Origin of the sequence: Rathayibacter sp. AY1E2 (genome assembly GCF_002932325.1) — a bacterium.
In the GTDB taxonomy this organism is placed as follows: domain Bacteria; phylum Actinomycetota; class Actinomycetes; order Actinomycetales; family Microbacteriaceae; genus Rathayibacter.
In genome coordinates this window covers 339,915-357,561 of the sequence record NZ_PSVO01000001.1, presented here as the reverse complement: position 1 = coordinate 357,561, position 17,647 = coordinate 339,915, and the positions used below count along the sequence as shown (strand labels likewise).

Sequence of the window (17,647 nt, the reverse complement as noted above, 5' to 3'; positions counted from 1 at the left end):
CAGCGGCCGATCCCGTGCGTCACGGGCACAGGACGTTGGTCATCGTGTCGAGCACGTTGCGATTCTGCACGTCGCGGAATCCGAACGCCGAGGAGACTCCGGTGGCGACCAGCACGCCGCTGACGAAGGCCCGGCCGTCCCGGGTCACGTAGGCGTCCGGCGCGTAGATGGTGGCGTCGGAGGGCACACCGGAGGCGACGCGGATCTGCGGCTGCGTCCTGTCCGCGAACGCGCCGTACCGGACGAGAGCGCCGTTCTGGATCACGTCCACGACGTCACGGTTCTGTCGATCGCGGTAGGCGTCGGCACTGGTCACCCCGGTGGCGACCAGGATGCTGCTGTTGAAGAGGCGCCCGTCCGGCGTCAGGTGGTACGAGGGCGCCAAGGCCGTCGATCCTGCCGGAACGTTCCTGGCGTAGACCTGGTTCTTCGTGGAGTTGATGTAGCGGACGAGCTCCGAGCCGACGATCACGTCGATGACGTCGTTGTTGCTCTGGTCGCGGAAGGAGTCCGCGCTCGTCACTCCGGTGGTCACGAGGGCTCCGCCGGCGCGCCGCAGCTCGCCGTTCGGTGTGACGTAGAAGGCGGGCGCATGGACCGTCGATCCGGCCGGCACGCCGCTCCCGATAGCCTTCGGCGCGGCGTCTCCGGTGACGAAGCGGTAGAAGACGCCGTCGACCACGAAGTCGGCGACGTCGCGGTTCTGCTCGTCGCGGAAGCCCTGGACGCTGGTGACGCCGCGCGCGATCCGCCCCCCGCCGTGATAGAGCTCGCCCGACTCCGTCAGGTAGTACCGGGGTCCGACGGTCTTGGCTCCCGAGGGCACGTTGCCGTTCGACTCCGGCGTCGTCCCTCCGCCGTCGGTGACGTACCGGACGGCGGTCCCCGTGGTCGCGGTGGTGCTCGCGGTCGCCGTCGCGCCCGCGGCGCCGGAGACGGCGGAGAGGGTGATGCCGTTCTGCGCCACGTTCCCGGCCGTGACCGGGATGCTCACGCGTCCGTCCGCGCCGGTCGTCGCCCTGACGGTCTGCGCGCCGCCGCTGGTCAGGCCGGCGGGGAGAGTGATGGTGACCGTGTCGCCGGCAGCGGGAGCACCGTTGGTCGTGGCGAGGACGGAGACCGTTCTCGTGGTGCAGGCGGGGAAGGAGTACGCCGGGGCGTCGAAGGCGAGGGTGAGGCCGGTGGACGCGGCGGCCGCGGGGGTCGCGACCGCCGCGGCGACGACGGGGACGGACCAGGCCGCACCCGACATGATCGTCCGCCGGGCGGGCCCCCCGCGGGTCGAGTCGATCCGCGGGGGGAGGGAGCGCGAGTGCGCTGCCGTCGGGTCCAGGGAGTTGGTGTCCGGCATGGTGTTCCTTTTCTTTCTTTCCTGCGAGGGGTGGTGGACGCGCCGATCCTGCCGAACGTCCGGCCTCCGGTCGACGCGGAACGGGCCGCGACGAGATTCCATGCCCGACCGTGGACGTTCCGTCGCGCCGCCGGGCCGGGGGAGCCGCTCAGGGCGCCTCCTCGCCGGGAGCCCGTCCGGCGCGGGGGACGCGGCGGCGCACGTCAGCCCGCGTCGTCTATCCGGCGGAGGGTCCGCTGCATGTGGATCCGCGAGCTGAAGCCGGCCGACCGCGCCACGCGGTCCAGGTCCGTCGCCGCCCGCGGGCCGAGCTCGTCGAGGAGGCGCTGCGCCTCGAAGGCCCGCGCACGCTCGATCCGCTGACGAGGGGTGGTGCCGGCGGCCGAGAACGCCCGGTGCAGGTGGCTGACCGACACGCCGAGACTCTCCGCGAGCGTCTCCACCGTGAAGGAGCGGTCGCGGTAGTGCCGCTCGATCAGGCGCGTGCCGTTCGCATACACGGCGGCGGGGGACCGGTCCTCTCGGTCAGAGGAGGGCAGCAGCGCCGAGAAGGCCGAGGCCAGGAGGTGCTCGCTCGCGATCTCGAAGTGCTCGAAGGCCGCGTCCGAGGGCTCGACGCCGAAACTGAGGACGGTGTTCGCCGCACCGGTGAGTGCGCGCCAGTAGGCCTCGGGGAGGGCGAGGACCCGGTCCGTGAGCGAGGCGAACTCGCTCGCGCGGAGCACCGAGGGGCGCAGCTGCCACTCGAAGCGCGCCCACGGACTGAGCGCCGCCGCGTACTGCACCGTCGAGGCGCGGGTCACGAGAGCGCTGCCGGCCGGGAGCCGGTGGTCGCGGCCCCGGGCGGAGAGGCGGCCGGTCCCGTCGAGGCTGAAGAGCACGCGGAGCCTTCCGGGATGGGGGAGGACCTCGAACTCCCCGGTCTGCAGCCAGGCGCGGCTGAGGCTGAGGCGCGGCGAGACGATCGCGTCGCAGACGGCACCTCGCGGCAGGGGGCGCCGCGGAATCCAGCCGAGCCGACGCAGCCGCCTCTCGGCGGGACTCCAGACCTCGGGCATCACGCCTCCGCGCCGGGGTCGAGCGGGTCGGGAGGATCGAGCAGCGCCGCCTGCCGCGCGGAGTGCGGTGAAGGCGTCGGCATGGGTGCTCTCCTCGGAACGGTGGCCGCGAGCACGCCACCGCCGATCAGCTTCGGACACTGCTCCGCCCTGATCCGCGGAGAAGGACGGATCCTCTCCGCTGCGAGCACCGAACATCCCGGGTCGCCGATCGGCAGGGCGCTGGGTGCGCCTCACCCCTCCCGTTCCGCGGCGCACGCGGCCGCGGGGCGGGTCACCGCTCCCGCCACGACGCCATCCCGCCGTCGAGCGAGTCGGACGCCACGCCCGCCGCCGCCGCGCGCTCCGCCGCGAGACGCGACCGGACCCCGGAGGCGCAGTGCAGCACGAGCGGACCGGCCGGCAGAGCGGCGGGGTCGAAGCGCGACATCGGCATCCGCACGGCACCGGGCACCGCGACGGACCGGTCCTCGTCGTCCTCGCGGAGGTCGACCACGCTCGGGGGCGTCGGCCCGGCCAGCCGCTCCCGCAGCTCGGCCGCCGTGATCGAGCCCGCCGCGGCCCGCCGCTCCGGGACCGGCGGCACCCGCCGCTCGAGAGGGAGCTCGGCCCAGGAGGAGTCGAGAGCGTCGTGCACGAGGACGCGACCGAACAGCGGCTCGCCCGCCCCGGTCACGAGCTTCACGACCTCGGCCGCCATGGCCGAGCCGATCAGCGCGCAGAGCGCGCCCAGCACGCCCACCGTCGAGCAGCTGTCACCCGCGTCCTCGGCCTCGGGGTGCAGCGCGCGCAGGGTCACCCCTCCGCCCGGGGCGCCGGCCCAGAAGGTCGAGAGCTGCCCGTCGAAGCCGAGTGCCGATCCCCACACGTGCGGGATCCCGGCGCGCGTCGTCGCGTCCGAGGCGAGGTAGCGCGCGCCGAAGGTGTCGAAGCCGTCGACCACGACGTCCCAGCCCGCCACCAGGGCGTCGACGTTGGCCGAGGTCAGCGACACCGGGAAGGCCCGGGCGTCGATGCCGGGGGAGAGCCGCCGCGCGGTCGCCGCCGCCGACTCCGCCTTCGACCGGCCCACCGAGGAGTCGTCGTGCGCCGTCTGCCGCGCCAGGTTCGAGAGCTCGACGACATCGCCGTCCACGATGCCGAGCCGCCCGATCCCGGCCGCGGCGAGCGCCGTGATCACCGGCGAGCCGATGCCGCCCGCGCCGAGGATCAGCACGCGCGCGTTCCGGAGGCGCCGCTGTCCGAGCTCCCCGAGGGGCGCCAGGCGGATCTGCCGGGCGAACCGCTCGCGCTCGGCGGCGGTCAGCGGCGGTCCGGGCTCGACGAGCGGGGTCATGAGAGCTCCTTCCTCCACTGGCCCTCGTGGGCGACGGGGGTGAAGCCGACGGCCTCGTTCACGGCGAGCATCGGTCGGTTCTCCTCGGCGTTCCAGGTGTAGACGGCCCGGCAGTCCGGGGCGGTCCCCACCGCGTCGCCAATCGCGGTCAGGGCGAGGAAGTCGCTCCAGCCGTCGGCGCCCACGGCCTCGGGGATCGCGAGCTCGCGGATCCGGAGCGCCGGGTCGGAGGTGCGGTTCACCACCCCAGTGTGCACGTCCCGGCGCCCGCGGCGGCCTCCTGCGCCTGTTCCGGTGCGGGATCGCGGCGGTCCGTCGGCCGGTCGGGGCTCCGCCTCCCGGCCCGGCCGCGGCCGTCGGCTACCGTGGAGGCGTTGTGGACGGGAGCGAGGCGGCCGGGTGTACCTGAAGAGCCTGACCCTCAAGGGGTTCAAGTCCTTCGCTCAGCCGACGACGTTCGCCTTCGAGCCGGGGGTCACCTGCGTCGTCGGCCCCAACGGCTCGGGCAAGAGCAACGTCGTCGACGCGCTCGCCTGGGTGATGGGGGAGCAGGGGGCGAAGACGCTCCGCGGCGGCAAGATGGAGGACGTCATCTTCGCGGGCACCTCAACCCGCGGACCCCTCGGCCGCGCCGAGGTCGCGCTCACCATCGACAACTCGGACGGCGCCCTGCCGATCGAGTACACCGAGGTGACGATCACCCGGACCCTCTTCCGCAACGGCGGCAGCGAGTACGCGATCAACGGACGCGGCTGCCGGCTGCTCGACGTGCAGGAGCTGCTGAGCGACTCCGGTCTCGGGCGCGAGATGCACGTCATCGTGGGGCAGGGACAGCTCGACGCCGTGCTGCACGCGACCCCTGAGGAGCGGCGCGGGTTCATCGAGGAGGCCGCCGGGATCCTCAAGCACCGCCGCCGCAAGGAGAAGACGCTCCGCAAGCTCGAGGCGATGCAGGCGAACCTGACCCGCCTCTCCGACCTCGCGGGCGAGATCCGGCGCCAGCTCAAGCCCCTCGGGCGCCAGGCCGAGGTCGCACGGCAGGCGCAGACGATCGCCGCCGTGGTGCGCGACGCCCGGGCGCGCCTGCTCGCCGACGACGTGGTCGCGCTCCGGACCGCTCTGGACGGCTTCGCCCGCACCGAGAGCGAGCGGCACAGCGAGCGGGTGGTCCTGCAGCAGCGGCTCGAGCAGGCGACGCTCCGGCGAGCGCGGATCGAGGCGGAGGCGGTCGGCGACGCGGTCGACGACGCCCGGCGCACCTCGTTCGAGCTGGAGTCGGTGCAGGAGCGGCTGCGCAACCTCTCGGCCCTCGCCGGGCAGCGGCTCGCCATGCTCGAGCTCGAGTCCGAGCAGCCGCAGATCCAGCCGCGCGTGACGCCGGCGCAGGTGGAGGAGGCGAGGGTCGAGCTGGAGCGCCTGCGGCAGGCCGTCCTCGACGCGGAGACGGCGTGGGTCCAGGCGCAGCGCACGACCGTCGCCGCCCGCTCCGCCCTCGACGCGGTCGACGAGGAGATCGCCGCGCAGGCGGCCCTCGTCTCGCGCTACGACCTCGAGCTCTCCACCCTCTCGGGGCAGGCCGACACCGCCGCCTCCCGTCTCGCGTCCGTCCGGGGCGAGGTCCTGCGCGCGCAGAACACCCTCGACGCGGCCGACCGGCGGAAGGAGGCGGCGCGGCGGGCGCTCGACGCTCTGGAGGCCGAGCTGGACGACGCGGGCCGCGGCCCCGACGGCGGACTCGACGAGGGCTACGAGCTCGCCCAGTCCGCGGTCTCGGCCGCCGAGGGCGGGATCGAGCGGCTGCGCGAGGAGCTGCACGCCCTGGAGCGCGAGCGCGAGGCGCTGGCCGCCCGCACGGGTGCCCTGTCGCTGGCCCTCGACGTCTCGGACGGCTCGGCCGAGCTGATCGCCGCCCGGATCGAGGGGGTGCGCGGCCGGGTCGCCGAGCGGATCCAGGTGCGGCCGGGCTCCGAGGCCGCGATCGCCGCCGCCCTCGGCGCGGTCGCCGACGCCGTGCTGGTCGAGTCGACCGCCCGGGCCGACGCGGCTCTGGACGCCGCGCTGGAGCGCGACCTCGGACACGTCGAGCTGCTGGTCGCCGACGCCGCCCGGCCGCACGTCGCTCTCACCGTTCCCGAGGGGGCGGAACGCGCGGGCGACCTCGTCACGGCGCCGGCCGGGGTCCTCTCGCTCCTCGAGCGCGTGCTCGTGGTCGAGCACCTCGCCGCGGCGCGGCGCCTGAGAGAGGGCATCGATCCGGGCACCGTCCTGGTCACCCGCGACGGCGCGACCGTCTCCGACGCCGTGCAGAGCGCCGGCTCCGGCGGGCAGCGCAGCCGGATCGAGCTCGTCTCCGAGCGCGACTCGGCCGCCGCCCGGCTGGAGGAGGTCGAGGGCGGGATCGACCGGCTCCGCTTCGAGCTCGCCGAGCAGACCGGTGCGCTCCGCGGCGCGAAGGAGCAGGCGGCGAGCGCGCTCTCGGCCCTCCGCGAGCACGACGCCGCCCGTGCCGCCCACACCGAGCGGCTCGGCGGCGTGCGCGCCCAGCTCGAGGCGGCCACCGCCGAGCACGGCCGGGGCTCGAGGGCGTTGGCCGTCGCCTCGGACCGGGTCGGCGACGCCGAGCGCGCGGCCCAGGAGGCGAGGTCGGCGCTCGACGCCGCGCGCGCCAGGCCCCGGCCGGTGCTCGACGCGAGCGCCCGCGACGGTCTGCAGCGCGACGTCGACACCGCACGCGAGCGCGAGATCGAGGCGCGGCTCGGCGTCGAGACCGCCAAGGAGCGGGTGCGGGCGGAGCAGTCCCGCGGAGAGGCGCTGGCCCGCCAGCTGGCCGCCGACCGCGCCGCCGCCGACGAGGCCGCGCGCCGCGCCGTGATCCGCCGTCGCCAGCGCGACGCCGCGGCCGAGGTGACCGCCGCGCTCCCCGCCGTCCTCGCCTCCGTCGACCGCTCCGTCCAGCAGGCCCGGGCCGAGCTCGTCGCGGCCGAGGCGGCGCGCTCGCAGCAGAACGCCGAGCTGCAGGGGCTCCGCCGCGAGGAGGGGAGCGTGCGCGACCGGCTCCAGTCCGTCACCGAGAGCGTCCACGGCCTCGAGCTGCAGATCTACGAGAAGAGGCTGCAGCTCACCGGTCTGCTCGAGCGCGCCGCGTCCGAGCTCGGGCTCACCGAGGACGTGCTGGTGGAGGAGTACGGTCCCGGAGTCGGCGTCCCCGACGAGACGGACGTGGAGCAGGAGCCGCGGCCCTACGTCCGCGAGGAGCAGCGCCGCCGCCTCGAGAAGGCCGAGAAGCAGCTCGGGCAGCTGGGCCGCGTCAATCCGCTCGCGCTGGAGGAGTTCGCCGCGCTGGAGCAGCGGCACGCGTTCCTGACCGAGCAGCTGGCCGACCTCACCGGGACCCGGCGCGACCTGCTCACCATCATCGAGGAGCTCGACGAGACGATGCAGACCGTGTTCGCCTCCGCGTTCGACGACACGCAGGCGGCGTTCGCGGACGTGTTCCCCGTCCTCTTCCCCGGCGGCACCGGCAGCATCCGGCTGACCGACCCGGAGAACCTGCTCACCACCGGCATCGAGGTCGCGGTGCGGCCGGCCGGCAAGAAGATCGAGCGGCTGTCGCTCCTCTCCGGAGGGGAGCGCTCGCTCGCGGCCGTGGCGTTCATGGTCGCCATCTTCAAGTCGCGGCCGAGCCCCTTCTACATCATGGACGAGGTGGAGGCCGCCCTCGACGACGCGAATCTCGGCCGACTGCTCAGCATCTTCGAGGACCTGCGCACCTCGAGCCAGCTGATCGTCATCACCCACCAGAAGCGGACCATGGAGATCGCGGACGCCCTCTACGGCGTGTCGATGCGGCAGGACGGCGTCTCGGCCGTCGTCGGCCAGCGCGTCGCCGCGCCCCCGGCCTGAACCCGCCTCCCCGACCGCTCGGAGGCGCGCCCGCCGGTAGCCTGGACCCATGGCAGAACGCACCTCCTGGTCGCTCGGCCGCGCACTGCGCGGCCTGTTCGAGAAGCGCACGATCGACGACCAGACCTGGGACGACCTCGAGACGGCGCTGATCACCGCCGACTTCGGCCCCGACATCACCGAGGAGATCGTCGACGACCTCCGCGCCAAGGTGGCCCGATACTCCACCACCGACCCGCGCGACCTCCAGCGGATGCTCCGCGAGTCCCTCGAGGAGCGCCTGTCGAAGTACGACACCACCCTCAAGCTCAGCGAGCGCCCCGCCGTGATCCTCGTGGTCGGCGTGAACGGCGTCGGCAAGACCACGACCATCGGCAAGTTCGCCAAGTTCCTCCGCAACTACGGCCGGAGCGTCGTGGTCGGCGCGGCCGACACCTTCCGCGCCGCGGCGGTCGACCAGCTCGCCACCTGGGCGCAGCGCGCCGACGCCCAGATCGTCCGCCCGCAGCAGGAGCGCCAGGATCCGGCGTCCGTCGCCTTCCAGACCGTGCAGTTCGCGAAGGACACCGGCGTCGAGATGGTCATCATCGACACGGCCGGCCGCCTGCACACCAAGGGCGGGCTGATGGACGAGCTCACGAAGATCAAGCGCGTCATCGAGAAGCAGGCCCCGATCTCCGAGATCCTGCTCGTGCTCGACGCGACGACCGGTCAGAACGGGCTGAGCCAGGCCGAGGCGTTCATCGAGCACGCGGGCGTCACCGGCCTGGTCATCACCAAGCTCGACGGCTCCGCGAAGGGCGGCTTCGTCCTAGCGGTCCAGGAGCGCACCGGCATCCCGATCAAGCTCGTCGGCCAGGGCGAGGGCATCGGCGACCTCACCGGCTTCACCCCCCACGTCTTCGCCCAGCAGCTCGTCAGCTGAGCGGCCCCGCCCGGGACGACGCGCCGGCGCCGTCCCGGTGGCGGGCTACACGGCCTGCGAGAAGCCCAGTGCCGCGTCGGCGAGGTGGCGCAGGTGCTCCGGGACCGGCAGCCCCTTCGACTCCATCGAGCGCGCCCAGAGCCGGCCGGCCCGGTAGGAGGAGCGGACCAGGGGCCCCGCGAGGACGCCGAGGAAGCCGATGTCCTCGGCCTCCTCCTTGATCGCCACGAACTCCTCCGGGTGCACCCAGCGGTCCACCGGCAGATGCCGCGGCGTCGGGCGGAGGTACTGCGTGATGGTCACGATGTCGGTGCCGGCGTCGTAGAGGTCCTGCAGCGCCTGCGAGATCTCCTCCCGCTCCTCGCCCATGCCGAGAATGAGGTTCGACTTCGTGATCAGCCCCGCCTCCCGGCCCTGGGTGAGCACGTCGAGCGAGCGCTCGTAGCGGAAGGCCGGCCGGATGCGCTTGAAGATCCGCGGCACCGTCTCGACGTTGTGGGCGAACACCTCCGGCTCCGCGTCGAACACCCGCTGCAGGTGCTCGGCGCGGCCCGTGAAGTCCGGGACCAGGATCTCGACCCCCGTGCCCGGAGCCTGGGCGTGGATCTGGCGGATGGTCTCGGCGTAGAGCCAGGAGCCCTCGTCCGGCAGGTCGTCGCGGGCGACTCCGGTGACGGTCGCGTAGCGGAGCTTCATCCGCGCCACGGACTCGCCGACGCGCCGGGGCTCGTCCGCGTCGTAGTCCGCGGGCTTCCCGGTGTCGATCTGGCAGAAGTCGCAGCGGCGGGTGCACTGGGCGCCCCCGATGAGGAAGGTCGCCTCGCGGTCCTCCCAGCACTCGAAGATGTTGGGGCAGCCCGCCTCCTGGCAGACGGTGTGCAGCTCCTCGCTCTTCACCAGCGACTGCAGCTGCCGGTACTCCGGGCCCATCGAGGCCTTCGTTCGGATCCACTCGGGCTTGCGCTCGATCGGCGTCTCGGCGTTGCGGATCTCCAGCCGCAGCAGCTTGCGGCCGCCGGCCTCGGCGCTCACGCGGCGACCTCCTCGATGCGGGCGGAGAAGGCGGGGGCCGCCTCCGAGAAGCGCGCCGCCACCCGCGCCCGCACCGCCTCCATGGGCGGAGCCTCGCCGCGCTCGCGCTCGAGCGTGGTCACTCCGGCGTCGGCGATGCCGCAGGCGACGATGCGGGCGTAGGGCTCGAGGCTGTTCGAGACGTTGAGGGCGAAGCCGTGCATCGTCACGCCCGAGGCGACGCGGATGCCGATCGCGGCGATCTTGTCGGCGCCGCCGTCCCTTGGGATCCACACTCCCGAGCGCCCGTCGACGCGCCGCCCCTGCACGCCCAGGTCGTCGAGAGCGGCGATGAGCACGCCCTCCAGCGAGCGGACGTAGGCGACCACGTCGACGGGCTCGCCGAGCCGCACGATCGGGTAGCCGACGAGCTGGCCCGGACCGTGCCAGGTGATCCGCCCTCCGCGGTCGACGTCGACCACGGGCGAGCCGTCGTCCGGGCGCTCGTGCGCCTCGGTGCGCTTGCCTGCGGTGTAGACGGAGGAGTGCTCGCAGAGCACGAGGGTGTCCGGCCTCGAGCCCGCCACCACCTCGGCGTGCAGGCGGCGCTGCAGCTCCCAGCCGTCGGTGTAGTCCAGGGGATCCGCGGAGTCGCCCGCCACCAGTGTCTCGATCACCGGGCCACCCTAACCCTGTTCTTGGACCCGGACCAGTTAATCCGCTTCGCGGTGATCGCGCCGATCGCGAGCGGATCGGCGGCCCCGCCCGCCGACCCTCCCGGCCTCCGGTAGAATTCCGGGCATCATGGCTACTTTCGGCACCCTCTCCGATCGACTCGTCGAGACCTTCAAGAACCTCCGCACGAAGGGCAAGCTCTCCGCGTCGGACGTCGACGGCACCGTCCGCGAGATCCGGCGCGCGCTGCTCGACGCCGACGTCGCGCTGGAGGTCGTGAAGGAGTTCACCGGCAAGGTCCGCGAGCGCGCCCTCGGCGACGAGGTCAACAAGGCGCTCAACCCGGCCCAGCAGGTCGTCCAGATCGTCAACGAGGAGCTCGTCGCGATCCTCGGCGGGCAGTCGCGCCGCCTCGAGTTCGCCAAGCGCCCGCCGACCGTCATCATGCTCGCCGGCCTCCAGGGCGCGGGCAAGACGACGCTCGCGGGCAAGCTCGGCAAGTACCTCGGCAAGGACGGCCACACCCCGCTGCTCGTCGCGGCCGACCTCCAGCGCCCCAACGCGGTGCAGCAGCTGCAGGTCGTCGGCGAGCAGGCCGGAGTCGCGGTCTACGCGCCCGAGCCGGGCAACGGCGTCGGCAACCCGGTCAAGGTCGCCCAGAACGCGATCCGCTTCGCGACCGACAAGCAGTACGACACGGTCATCATCGACACGGCCGGACGCCTCGGCGTCGACGCCGACATGATGAAGCAGGCCGCCGACATCCGCCGCGTCACGAACCCCGACGAGGTGCTGTTCGTCATCGACGCGATGATCGGCCAGGACGCGGTCGCGACCGCGAAGGCCTTCCAGGAGGGCGTCGACTTCACCGGCGTCGTCCTCTCCAAGCTCGACGGCGACGCCCGCGGCGGCGCGGCGCTCTCGGTCGCCTCGCTCACCGGCCGCCCGATCCTCTTCGCCTCCACGGGCGAGTCGCTCGACGACTTCGAGCAGTTCCACCCCGACCGCATGGCGAGCCGCATCCTCGACCTCGGCGACGTACTGACCCTCATCGAGCAGGCCCAGTCCGCGTTCGACGAGGACGAGGCGCGCAAGATCGCCGAGAAGATCATGGGGGACACGTTCACCCTCGACGACTTCCTCGGCCAGATGCAGCAGCTGCGCAACATGGGCTCGATCAAGAAGATGATCGGCATGCTGCCCGGTGCGAAGGGCATGCGAGAGCAGCTCGACCAGTTCGACGAGCGCGAGATCGTGCGCACCGAGGCGATCATCCAGTCGATGACGAAGGCGGAGCGGGTCAACCCGAAGCTGCTCAACGGCTCGCGGCGCCTGCGCATCGCCCGCGGCTCCGGCATGACGGTCACGGACGTCAACCAGCTCGTCCAGCGCTTCGAGCAGGCCGCCAAGATGATGAAGACGGTCGCCAAGGGCGGTATGCCCTCGGTCCCCGGGATGGGCCCCGTGCCCGGCGCCGGCTACCAGGGCCGCCCGAAGCCGCAGAAGAAGAAGAGCAGCAAGTCCGGCAACCCCGCCAAGCGCGCGGCCGAGAACGCGGCGATCACCTCCGGGCCCCGCCCGGGCGATGCGGGCGGCTCCGGCTTCGGCCTGGGCGGCGGCGCCGGCAAGGGCGCCCAGCCCACGCCGGAGGAGCTCGAGCAGCTGCAGAAGCTCCTCGGGCGATGAGGCGGGTCGCGGCCGGACGCGCGGGCGGGATCCTCGTCCTCGCGGCCGTGCTCGGGCTCACCGGCTGCGCCGAGGGCTCCGGGGTCGACGCGATGACGGCGCCCTCCCCGGAGGACCTGGTCGGCCGCTGGGTGACGGGCGTCTCCTACGACGCGCCCGACGTTCCGTTCCTCCTGATCGCGGAGGACGGGACCTGGACGGGCTCCGACGGCTGCAACGGCGCGCAGGGCGAGTGGTCGATCGACCAGGAGGGCGCCCTCACCGTCTCGGCCGGGCCGAGCACGCTGATCGCCTGCGACGGCGTCGCGCTGCCGATGATCTTCTCGGAGGCGGCGATGGCCTCGATCGACGGCGGACGGCTCCGCCTGTTCGACGACGAGGGGGCCACCGTCGTCAAGCTCGCCCGCTCCACGAGCGACGAGGCGCCCTCGGCGTCGCCGGACCCGGCGGGGGAGTAGCGCGCCGTCCCTCCGGGGGCCGCAGCGGGGATCCCCGTGAGGCGCACCGCTCGCTAGCGTGAGGGCATGACAACCGCACACGCGCGCCCCGTCCGCATCGGCGTCCAGATCGCACCGCAGCACGTCCCCTACGAGGTCATCCGCGACACGCTCGCGGAGCTCGAGGACCTCGGCGTCGACATCGCCTTCAACTGGGACCACTTCTTCCCGCTCTCGGGAGAGCCGAACGGCCTGCACTTCGAGGGCTGGAGCATGCTCGCGGCCTGGGCCGAGCAGACCAGCCGCATCGAGTTCGGCCCGCTGGTCACCTGCAACAGCTACCGGAACCCCGACCTCCTCGCCGACATGGCGCGCACGGTCGACCACATCAGCGCCAAGGGCGCCGAGGGCCGTCTGATCTTCGGCATCGGCTCGGGCTGGTTCGAGCGCGACTACGAGGAGTACGGCTACGAGTTCGGCACCGCCGGCTCCCGCCTCGACGAGCTCTCCGAGGCGATGCCGCGCATCCGCAGCCGGTGGTCGATGCTCAACCCGGCGCCCACCCGCGACATCCCGGTGATGATCGGCGGCGGCGGCGAGAAGAAGACGCTGCGGATCGTCGCCGAGCACGCCGACATCTGGCACAGCTTCTCGGACGTCCCGACGCTCGAGCGCAAGCTCGGCGTGCTCTCGGAGTGGTGCGGCCGCGTCGACCGCGACCCGGCCGCGATCGAGATCTCGACCGGCGCGAGCGTGCGCGGCGGTGTCGGCGACGCCTCATTCGACGTGCTCGACCAGCAGTACGACCTGGGCGCCCGCCTGTTCACGCTCGGCATCACCGGTCCGGACATCGACCTCGCGCCCGTGCGCGACCTGCTCGGCTGGCGCGACGGCCGGAACAGCACCGCGCGCTGACCCGGCGGGGCGCCGTCACGGCGGCGCCCCGCGTCGGAGTCAGGCCGCCGGCGCGTCCGTCGCCTTCTGTCCCGTCGGCACCGCCCGGGCGAGGCCGGACTTCTCGGCCGCCACCTCGAAGGCGTCGGCCAGGGCGCGCTGGCCCTCGACGGTGGGATGCACGCCGTCCTCGCCGAGCAGCCCGTCCTCGCGGAGAGGGTCCGGGTACTCCAGCGCACCGCCGCCGGCGGCCGTCACGGCCTCGACCAGCGCCGCGTCGTACTCGTCGAGATCGGAGGGGCGCGGGTCGGGGCCCCAGACCGAGTCCAGCGCGATGAGCCGGGCCGAGGGCGAGGCGGACACGATCGCGTCCACCGCCGGCCCGATCGCGGCGTCCACGTCCTCCGGATCCCAGCCCAGGTCGTTGCTGCTGGCGATCAGCACGATCGCGTCAGGCCGGGTGTCGGCGATCTCCTCCGCGCGGTCGCCGATCGCGACGCCGCAGTCGCCCGGTTCGATGAAGCCGCCGCCGTCGCAGCCCAGGTTCGTGACCTCCCAGCCGAGGTCGTCGCCGACGAGTGCGGGCCAGGCCTGCTCCGGATCGACCGTCAGACCGCGCACGATGCTGTCGCCGACGATCGTCACCCGGGAGCCGGCGGGCAGAGAGCCGCCGATCGAGAGCGGCAGCGGATCGGCGGTGACGGTCGGGAGGGGAGTGGCGGTGCCGGCGGGGGACGCGGTCGCCGGGCCGGTCGTCGTCGAGGACGAGCAGCCGGCGAGACCGAGGGCCAGTGCGCCGATCGCGGCTGCGGCGAGGAGGGCGGGACGCGTCATGAGCGGGGATCCCGGAGCCCGTCGCGCAGCTCGCCCGCGAGCGCCCGGACCACCGCCTTCAGGTCGCCGTCGTTCGCCGCGGCCGTCCGCAGCTGGCGCTGGTAGCTCGCTCCCGCGACCAGGATCAGCTCGACGTCGCCGAGCTCCGTCACGCAGTCGAGACGCTCGGCGACCGGTGCGAGGGTGACGAGCAGGTCCCGGATGTCGTCGGTGACCAGCCGCTCCGCTCCGGCGGCGTCGAGGATGATCTCGGCGTCGAGTCCGTAGCGGGCCGCGCGCCACTTGTTCTCGCGCACGTACCAGGGCTGCATCGTCGGCAGGTCCTCGCCTGCGTCCAGCCGCGACGAGAGGTGCTCGACGAGGCACTGGATCAGCGCGGCGACCGCTCCGATCTCCTCCGCGGAGGAGAGGCCGTCGCACGCGCGCATCTCGAGGGTGCCCCACTGCGGCGAGGGGCGGATGTCCCAGCGGACTTCCGTGTGGTCGTCGATGACGCCGGTGCGCATCATGTCGTCGACGTACTCCTCGTAGTTCGCCCAGGCACCGAACTGCGGAGGCAGGCCCGCCGTCGGCAGCTGCTGGAACATCAGCGCGCGGTTCGAGGCGTAGCCCGTGTCGACTCCGCCCCAGAACGGGCTCGACGCCGAGAGCGCCTGCAGGTGCGGGTAGTAGTCGAGCAGGGAGTTGAGGATCGGCAGCACCTTGTCGCGGTGCTCGATGCCGACGTGCACGTGGATGCCCCAGATCATCATGTTCCGGCCCCACCACTGGGTCCGGTCGATGAGGCGGTGGTACCGCTCCTTGTCCGTGATGGCCTGGTCGAACCACTGCGCGAACGGGTGCGTGCCCGAGCACACGAGGTCGAGTCCCATGGGGTCGGTGATCTCGCGCACCTGCCGCAGCTGGTCCTGCAGATCGGCGACCGCGTCGCGGACGGAGGTGTGCACGCCGGAGACCAGCTCGACCGTGTTGCGCAGGAGCTCGCCGGTGATGTGCGGGTGCGGGGCGCCGTCGTCGCCGCGGAGCGCCTCCAGCACCACATCGGCGACGTTGGCGAGATCGCCCGTCTGCCGGTCGACGATCGCGACCTCCCACTCGATCCCGAGCGTGGAGCGGTCTGATGCGGCGAAGCTGATCTCCATGGCGTGGTCCTCATCGGATCCGGGCGTCCGCCGATCGGGACGCGCCTCGCCATCCTGCCACCTGCGGCCGGGGCGGACGCCGAGCCCCGGCGGAGGCCTTCCGGGTCCCGCGCGGCCCGCTCCCGCGAGGGTGCCGCTGGTCGGCGGCGTGCCGGGCCCGCACCGGGGCGGTTTTTCTGGCAGAATGATCCGTCGGGTCCGAGGCGGTCGACCCTCTACTCACCGCCGACGAAACCCCCTCGAGCTTCCGCCGGGTGTGCCCCCACGCTCACGGCTCAGTTCATCCATCATCGACCGGACACCGGTCAACGACCACACAGGAGAATTGTGGCTGTCAAGATTCGTCTGAAGCGCCTCGGCAAGATCCGGGCGCCCTACTACCGCATCGTCGTCGCCGACTCGCGCACCAAGCGCGACGGCCGCGTGATCGAGGAGATCGGCAAGTACCACCCGACCGAGCAGCCCTCGTTCATCCAGGTCGACTCGGAGCGCGCGCAGTACTGGCTCGGAGTCGGCGCGCAGCCGACCGAGCAGGTCGCCGCGATCCTCAAGCTGACCGGCGACTGGGGCCGCTTCAAGGGCGACGCCGACGCCGTCAGCACCGTCCAGGTGAAGGAGCCCAAGGCTCCGTTCGTCGTCGACGCGAAGAAGAAGCCCGTCCTCAAGCCGAAGTCCGAGGCTCCGGCCAAGGCCGCCCCGGTCGAGGACACCGCCGACGAGACCTCCACCGAGGCGTAGTCAGTGCTCGCTCCCGCCGTCGAACACCTCGTCAAGGGGATCGTCGAGAACCCCGATGAGGTCAGTGTCGTGGCCACGAGCTCCCCGCGCGGAGAGGTCCTCGAGGTGCGCGTGCACCCCGAGGACCTCGGCCGCGTGATCGGACGCTCCGGTCGCACCGCCAAGGCCGTCCGCACTCTCGTCGCCGCGCTCGCCGACGGGCGCCGCGTGCGCGTCGACGTCGTCGACACCGACAAGTAGAGGTGTCGGTCACCGGACCGGGCACGACGCAGCTCCGCGTCGCCCGACTCACCAAGGCCCACGGGCTCAAGGGCGCCATCAAGCTCGAGCTCTACACGGACGAGCCCGACAAGCGCTTCACCCCCGGATCCACGTTCACGCTGCAGGTCCCGCGCACCTCCGAGTGGCACGGCAAGAAGCTCGAGCTCGTCGAGCTGCGCTGGTACAACAGCCACCCCGTCGCGTTCTTCCGAGGCGTCGACGACCGCAACGCCGCTGAGACCCTCCTGAAGGCGATCCTCTGGATCGACGAGGAGGTGCAGACCCAGCCGGGCGAGGACGACTCCTGGTACGACTACCAGCTGGTCGGCATGAAGGTCGTCCGCGACGGCGTCGAGGTCGGCACCGTCCGCCGCGTCGACCACTTCCCCGCGCAGGACCTGCTCATCGTCGGTACCCCCTCCGGCGAGGTGATGGTGCCGTTCGTGAACGCGATCGTCCCCTCCGTCGACGCCGCGGCCGGGATCGTCACGGTCACGCCTCCGATCGGCCTGTTCGAGGAGGCTCCCGAGGAGGAGCCCGCCGCGGTCGACCTCAGCGGTGTCGACCTCGCGGACCCGGCGCTGAGCGCGCCTGCGGACGCCGACGCGCCGGACGCCTCCGATGACGCGGACTCCGCTCTCGAGGAGCCCGCCGGCGCCGAGCCCTCGACCGCCTCCGACGCCGCCTCCGAGGAGGAGCCCCGGTCGTGAGGATCGACATCGTCACGATCTTCCCGGAGTTCTTCGGCGTGCTCGACATCAGCCTGCTCGGCCGAGCGCGGCAGAGCGGGCTGATCGAGCTCGGCGTGCACGACCTGCGCGACTTCACCCACGACCGCCACCGCACCGTCGACGACACGCCCTACGGCGGCGGCGCCGGCATGGTGATGCGACCGGAGCCGTGGGGCGAGGCGCTCGACACGATCCTCGACGGCGCGGACGACCCCGTCGTGATCTTCCCGTCGCCCGCGGGCGAGCTGTTCACCCAGGCGACCGCCCGCGAGCTCGCGGAGGAGTCCTCCCTCGTCTTCGGCTGCGGCCGCTACGAGGGCATCGACCAGCGCGTCGTCGACCACACCGCCGAGCGCGCGCGGGTCCGTCTGATCAGCCTCGGCGACTACGTCCTCAACGGAGGAGAGGTCGCCGTGATGGCGATGATCGAGGCCGTCGGGCGCCTGGTCCCGGGCGTCGTCGGCAACCCGGCGAGCCTGGTCGAGGAGAGCCACTCCGACGGGCTGCTCGAGTACCCGAGCTACACCAAGCCGGCCTCCTGGCGGGGCCTCGACGTCCCTCCGGTGCTCCTCAGCGGCAACCACGGGGCGATCGCCGCCTGGCGCCACGAGCAGAGCGTCGAGCGCACGCGCCGCGTCCGCCCCGAACTGCTTCCCTAGCCCCTC

The 17,647-nt window shown here is 73.0% G+C and carries 17 protein-coding genes; 9 read left to right on the top strand and 8 right to left on the bottom strand.

Features of this window, described 5'->3' with window-relative positions; all coding sequences use genetic code 11:
* Positions 1-19 precede the first annotated feature (19 nt).
* The 4 genes from C5C49_RS01610 to C5C49_RS17430 form a co-directional block, all read right to left on the bottom strand.
* The gene (locus tag C5C49_RS01610; RefSeq protein ID WP_104345258.1) at positions 20-1,351 is read right to left on the bottom strand and encodes a hypothetical protein; all 1,332 of its coding nucleotides are present in this window, start codon (positions 1,349-1,351) and stop codon (positions 20-22) included.
* A gap of 203 nt (positions 1,352-1,554) precedes the next feature.
* Entirely contained in the window at positions 1,555-2,409 is an 855-nt protein-coding gene (locus tag C5C49_RS01605; RefSeq protein WP_104345257.1) for an AraC family transcriptional regulator, read from the bottom strand.
* A 274-nt stretch (positions 2,410-2,683) separates the two neighbouring features.
* Positions 2,684-3,745: a ThiF family adenylyltransferase gene (locus C5C49_RS01600; protein ID WP_104283551.1), complete on the bottom strand. Its 1,062-nt coding sequence runs from the start codon at positions 3,743-3,745 to the stop codon at positions 2,684-2,686.
* Positions 3,742-3,987: a hypothetical protein gene (locus tag C5C49_RS17430; RefSeq protein ID WP_181028756.1), complete on the bottom strand. Its 246-nt coding sequence runs from the start codon at positions 3,985-3,987 to the stop codon at positions 3,742-3,744. Before C5C49_RS17430 ends, C5C49_RS01600 begins: the two co-directional genes overlap by 4 nt.
* A 157-nt stretch (positions 3,988-4,144) precedes the next feature.
* Here C5C49_RS17430 and smc point away from each other — a divergent pair, with 157 nt between their 5' ends.
* Positions 4,145-7,648: a chromosome segregation protein SMC gene (smc, locus tag C5C49_RS01590; RefSeq protein ID WP_104345256.1), complete on the top strand. Its 3,504-nt coding sequence runs from the start codon at positions 4,145-4,147 to the stop codon at positions 7,646-7,648.
* Positions 7,649-7,697: 49 nt separating this feature from the next.
* Entirely contained in the window at positions 7,698-8,573 is an 876-nt protein-coding gene (ftsY, locus tag C5C49_RS01585; RefSeq protein ID WP_104223920.1) for a signal recognition particle-docking protein FtsY, read from the top strand.
* A gap of 45 nt (positions 8,574-8,618) precedes the next feature.
* Here the strand turns inward: ftsY and lipA are convergent, their stop codons facing one another.
* A complete protein-coding gene (gene lipA / locus C5C49_RS01580) occupies positions 8,619-9,605 on the bottom strand; it encodes a lipoyl synthase (protein ID WP_104256304.1) in 987 nt (328 codons plus the stop codon).
* Positions 9,602-10,261 (bottom strand): lipoyl(octanoyl) transferase LipB, encoded by a 660-nt coding sequence (lipB, locus tag C5C49_RS01575; RefSeq protein WP_104238539.1) that lies wholly within the window; start codon positions 10,259-10,261, stop codon positions 9,602-9,604. The genes lipA and lipB overlap by 4 nt, the downstream gene beginning before the upstream one ends.
* Positions 10,262-10,388: 127 nt before the next feature.
* On the opposite strand from lipB, the gene ffh reads away from it, so the two are divergent.
* From ffh to C5C49_RS01560, 3 genes are all read left to right on the top strand, one after another.
* The gene (ffh, locus tag C5C49_RS01570) at positions 10,389-11,945 is read left to right on the top strand and encodes a signal recognition particle protein (protein ID WP_104226882.1); all 1,557 of its coding nucleotides are present in this window, start codon (positions 10,389-10,391) and stop codon (positions 11,943-11,945) included.
* Positions 11,942-12,403 carry an META domain-containing protein gene (locus tag C5C49_RS01565; protein WP_104260572.1) on the top strand — a complete coding sequence of 154 codons (462 nt, stop codon included), beginning with the start codon at positions 11,942-11,944 and terminating at the stop codon, positions 12,401-12,403. Before ffh ends, C5C49_RS01565 begins: the two co-directional genes overlap by 4 nt.
* Before the next feature lie 66 nt (positions 12,404-12,469).
* The gene (locus C5C49_RS01560; protein WP_104337057.1) at positions 12,470-13,297 is read left to right on the top strand and encodes an LLM class F420-dependent oxidoreductase; all 828 of its coding nucleotides are present in this window, start codon (positions 12,470-12,472) and stop codon (positions 13,295-13,297) included.
* A gap of 39 nt (positions 13,298-13,336) precedes the next feature.
* On the opposite strand, the gene C5C49_RS01555 is transcribed toward C5C49_RS01560, so the two are convergent.
* Complete coding sequence (locus C5C49_RS01555; RefSeq protein ID WP_104238537.1) at positions 13,337-14,110, bottom strand: SGNH/GDSL hydrolase family protein; 774 nt, start codon at positions 14,108-14,110, stop codon at positions 13,337-13,339.
* The gene (locus tag C5C49_RS01550) at positions 14,107-15,252 is read right to left on the bottom strand and encodes a glutamate--cysteine ligase (protein ID WP_104345255.1); all 1,146 of its coding nucleotides are present in this window, start codon (positions 15,250-15,252) and stop codon (positions 14,107-14,109) included. The genes C5C49_RS01555 and C5C49_RS01550 overlap by 4 nt, the downstream gene beginning before the upstream one ends.
* Positions 15,253-15,579: 327 nt before the next feature.
* On the opposite strand from C5C49_RS01550, the gene rpsP reads away from it, so the two are divergent.
* From rpsP to trmD, 4 genes are read left to right on the top strand one after another with little or no spacing between them, the layout of a single operon-like run.
* Positions 15,580-15,990 (top strand): 30S ribosomal protein S16, encoded by a 411-nt coding sequence (gene rpsP / locus C5C49_RS01545; protein WP_104223912.1) that lies wholly within the window; start codon positions 15,580-15,582, stop codon positions 15,988-15,990.
* 3 nt (positions 15,991-15,993) lie between these two features.
* Positions 15,994-16,230 (top strand): RNA-binding protein, encoded by a 237-nt coding sequence (locus tag C5C49_RS01540; protein ID WP_068210678.1) that lies wholly within the window; start codon positions 15,994-15,996, stop codon positions 16,228-16,230.
* Positions 16,231-16,232: 2 nt separating this feature from the next.
* A complete protein-coding gene (rimM, locus tag C5C49_RS01535) occupies positions 16,233-16,961 on the top strand; it encodes a ribosome maturation factor RimM (protein ID WP_104345254.1) in 729 nt (242 codons plus the stop codon).
* Complete coding sequence (gene trmD / locus C5C49_RS01530; RefSeq protein ID WP_104256310.1) at positions 16,958-17,641, top strand: tRNA (guanosine(37)-N1)-methyltransferase TrmD; 684 nt, start codon at positions 16,958-16,960, stop codon at positions 17,639-17,641. Before rimM ends, trmD begins: the two co-directional genes overlap by 4 nt.
* The last annotated feature ends 6 nt before the right edge of the window (positions 17,642-17,647 follow it).